Origin of the sequence: Blastomonas sp., from assembly GCF_041747255.1 — a bacterium.
Classification (GTDB): domain Bacteria; phylum Pseudomonadota; class Alphaproteobacteria; order Sphingomonadales; family Sphingomonadaceae; genus Blastomonas.
On the sequence record NZ_JBGTFM010000471.1, the window covers coordinates 1 to 2,618 of the forward strand.

Here is a 2,618-nt window from a genome sequence, read left to right on the forward strand (position 1 = left end):
GGGTTGAGCTCGAGCCCGCGCGCACGCACCTGCCGGCTGTCACGCAGCGCCGCCATCAGCGCGCCATCGCCGCAGCCAACATCGAGCACCCGCGAACCCGGCGTGATGCTTTCGGCAATGATGCGCAGATCGGGCCGCAGATCGCTCAACGACTTTCCCCGGCGCGCAAAAAGCCATCAATGATGCGGTTCATCTCAGGGCAGTCGAGCAGGAACGCGTCGTGCCCGAAGGGTGAGGACAGCTCGACAAAGCTCGCCTCCGCCCCCGCCGCGTTGAGCGCGTGGACAATGCGCCGGGACTCAGCTGTCGGGTACAGCCAGTCGGTATCGAAGCTGATCAGGCAGAAGCGCGTTTTCGTGCCCATGAAGGCACGCGCCAGCACCCCGTCGTGCGGCTCGGCGAGGTCATAATAATCCATCGCGCGGGTAATATAGAGATAGCTGTTGGCATCGAACCGGTCGACAAAGCTGATCCCCTGATGGCGCAGATAGCTTTCGATCTGGAAATCCGCATCGAAGCCGAAGCTCTTGACGCCCAATTCGCCATTGGCCTTGTCCTGCAGCCGCCGTCCGAATTTTTCGGTAAGGCCCGCTTCGGACAGATAGGTGATGTGCGCCGCCATCCGCGCGACCGCAAGGCCAGAGGAGGGCGCATCGCCATCGGCATAATAAGCGCCGCCGCGCCAGCGCGGATCGGCCATGATCGCCTGCCGCCCGACCTCATGAAACGCGATGTTCTGCGCCGAATGCCGCGCGGTCGAGGCGATCACCAAAGCGGCGCGCACCCGGTCCGGATACATCGCGGGCCAGCTCAATGCCTGCATGCCCCCCATCGACCCGCCAATGACGGCGGCGAGCGTGCCCACCCCCAAATGATCGAGCAGCAAAGCCTGCGCGCGCACCATATCGGCGATGGTCAGCACCGGAAAGGTCATGCTCCAGGGCAGGCCGGTGGCGGGGTTGACGCTTGCCGGGCCCGACGACCCCATGCACGATCCGATGACATTGGCGCAGATGATGAAGTGCCGCGCGGGATCGACCGGCTTGCCCGCCCCCACCAGCCGCGTCCACCAGCCGGGCTTGCCAGTGATCGGATGGGTGGATGCGACATATTGATCGCCGGTCAGCGCATGGCAGATCAGCACCACGTTGCTGCCCTCGTCGTTCAGCGTGCCATAGGTTTCATAGGCGATCTCCACCGGGGCCAGCGCCGTGCCACAATCGAGCGCCAACGGCCCGGCCAGCGTCACCCGCCGGTCGAGCCCAAAGCGCAGGTCATGAGCCGGGGCGGTCGCCATGGCCAATCGATTGGCGGCAAGGTGCGGGGCTGTCAATGGGGGCTCACCAATCCTCCCCGAGCTTGCTCGGGGAGGGGGACCACGAAGTGGTGGAGGGGAAGCGGCTGGGCACCAATCTCAAATGGAGGCACAATCCGGCCTCCCCTCCACCATTCGCTGCGCGAACGGTCCCCCTCCCCCAGCGAGCTGGGGGAGGATTTGGTGGCTCACCGCGCCCTATGCTCGGTCCCCAGCCCTGCGGTGATGAACAGCGCGGTCGCGGGTCCTTCGACGTCGGCGGTGTGCCATACGCCCGGCGGGTTGATCGCATAGTCGCCGGGGCCAAGCCGCAGCGATGTCACGCTGCGATCGGCGGCTTCCTGATGCAGCACGATCTCGCCCGACAGGCACAGCACCATCTCGTCGCCCGCAGGGTGCATCTCCCACATGGTCCATGGTTCATTGAAGTTGAACTGGCTGACCAAACGCCCTTCTGCGCCATCGCCTGCAGTGCGCGCCGCATATGCCGCATACCAGTCCAGCCCGCCGGTCATTTCCGGCTGCGGCGACACCTTTGCGCCAAGGCCAAGGTGGACAGGATGCGTGGTGATGTTGTGGACGGTCATGAGAGGCTCCTTCGGTAGAACCATAGCAAATCTCGCCCGTGCCGGAGAGGATTTTACTTCACCGCGCCACTGCGCAGCAGCCTGGGCACCAGCACGGCCGCCGCGACCAGGGGCCATTTGCGCTGCCACGGGCGGATGACGATCTGCGTGCCCGCGTGGCGGTTGATCTTCCACGCCAGATAATCGATGCCGCCCGAGAACGTGAAGCTCGCCTTGGCGAGCCGCAGCACAGTGAGCCATTTCCCGCGCCGCCGCAGCCGTCGCCAGCGGCGCTCCATGTCTGCCGCGCTGACCAGCAGCGGGACCTCGCCGTTCGGGCCGACGCCCATCGCGCTGGCAATCTGCGCCAACACCGCGTCACCGACGCGCCGATAACGCGCCGGATTGCTGTCGACGATACTGGCAGAGCGCGTGCGCCGCTCAGCGCGAAGTTCTGCACCGTAGGTCAGCGCGAAGCCGCGCCGCCAGATGTCAGCTACACTCGCGCCTTCGGCCCCCAGCATCGGCAGGCTGTGGTGAAACAAGGTGACCGCCGCATCACCCAGCGCTGCAATCACGCGCTCGCGCGCATCTGGACCAGCGCTCCACACCAGCCGCACTGGCTGCGCGAATCGCGCCCAGACCGAGACATCGCGCGCCTGCATCGAACAGGCCCGCGCCATATCAGCCTCGCTCAGCACGGCATATTTGGCAGCGAGATGTTCATGCGCGGCGGG

Annotated in this window: 4 protein-coding genes; all 4 read right to left on the reverse strand. The window is 65.9% G+C overall.

Annotation, left to right across the window (positions count from 1 at the left end):
- The coding region (locus ACEW8G_RS15530; protein WP_373489305.1) for a methionine biosynthesis protein MetW at window positions 1-149 on the reverse strand (149 nt) is incomplete at its 3' end.
- Complete coding sequence (locus ACEW8G_RS15535; protein WP_373489302.1) at window positions 146-1,297, reverse strand: homoserine O-acetyltransferase; 1,152 nt, start codon at window positions 1,295-1,297, stop codon at window positions 146-148. The genes ACEW8G_RS15530 and ACEW8G_RS15535, both read right to left, overlap by 4 nt.
- 206 nt (window positions 1,298-1,503) lie before the next feature.
- A complete protein-coding gene (locus ACEW8G_RS15540; protein ID WP_373489303.1) occupies window positions 1,504-1,902 on the reverse strand; it encodes a cupin domain-containing protein in 399 nt (132 codons plus the stop codon).
- 53 nt (window positions 1,903-1,955) lie between these two features.
- Window positions 1,956-2,618: hypothetical protein (locus tag ACEW8G_RS15545; protein WP_373489304.1), on the reverse strand; the 663-nt coding region annotated here is incomplete at its 5' end.

Bases quoted from the DNA above. Each gene is read 5' to 3' on its own strand.
- ACEW8G_RS15535 (WP_373489302.1), bottom strand. From the start codon at position 1,297: ATGGCGACCGCCCCGGCTCATGACCTGCGCTTTGGGCTCGACCGGCGG.
- ACEW8G_RS15540 (WP_373489303.1), bottom strand. From the start codon at position 1,902: ATGACCGTCCACAACATCACCACGCATCCTGTCCACCTTGGCCTTGGC.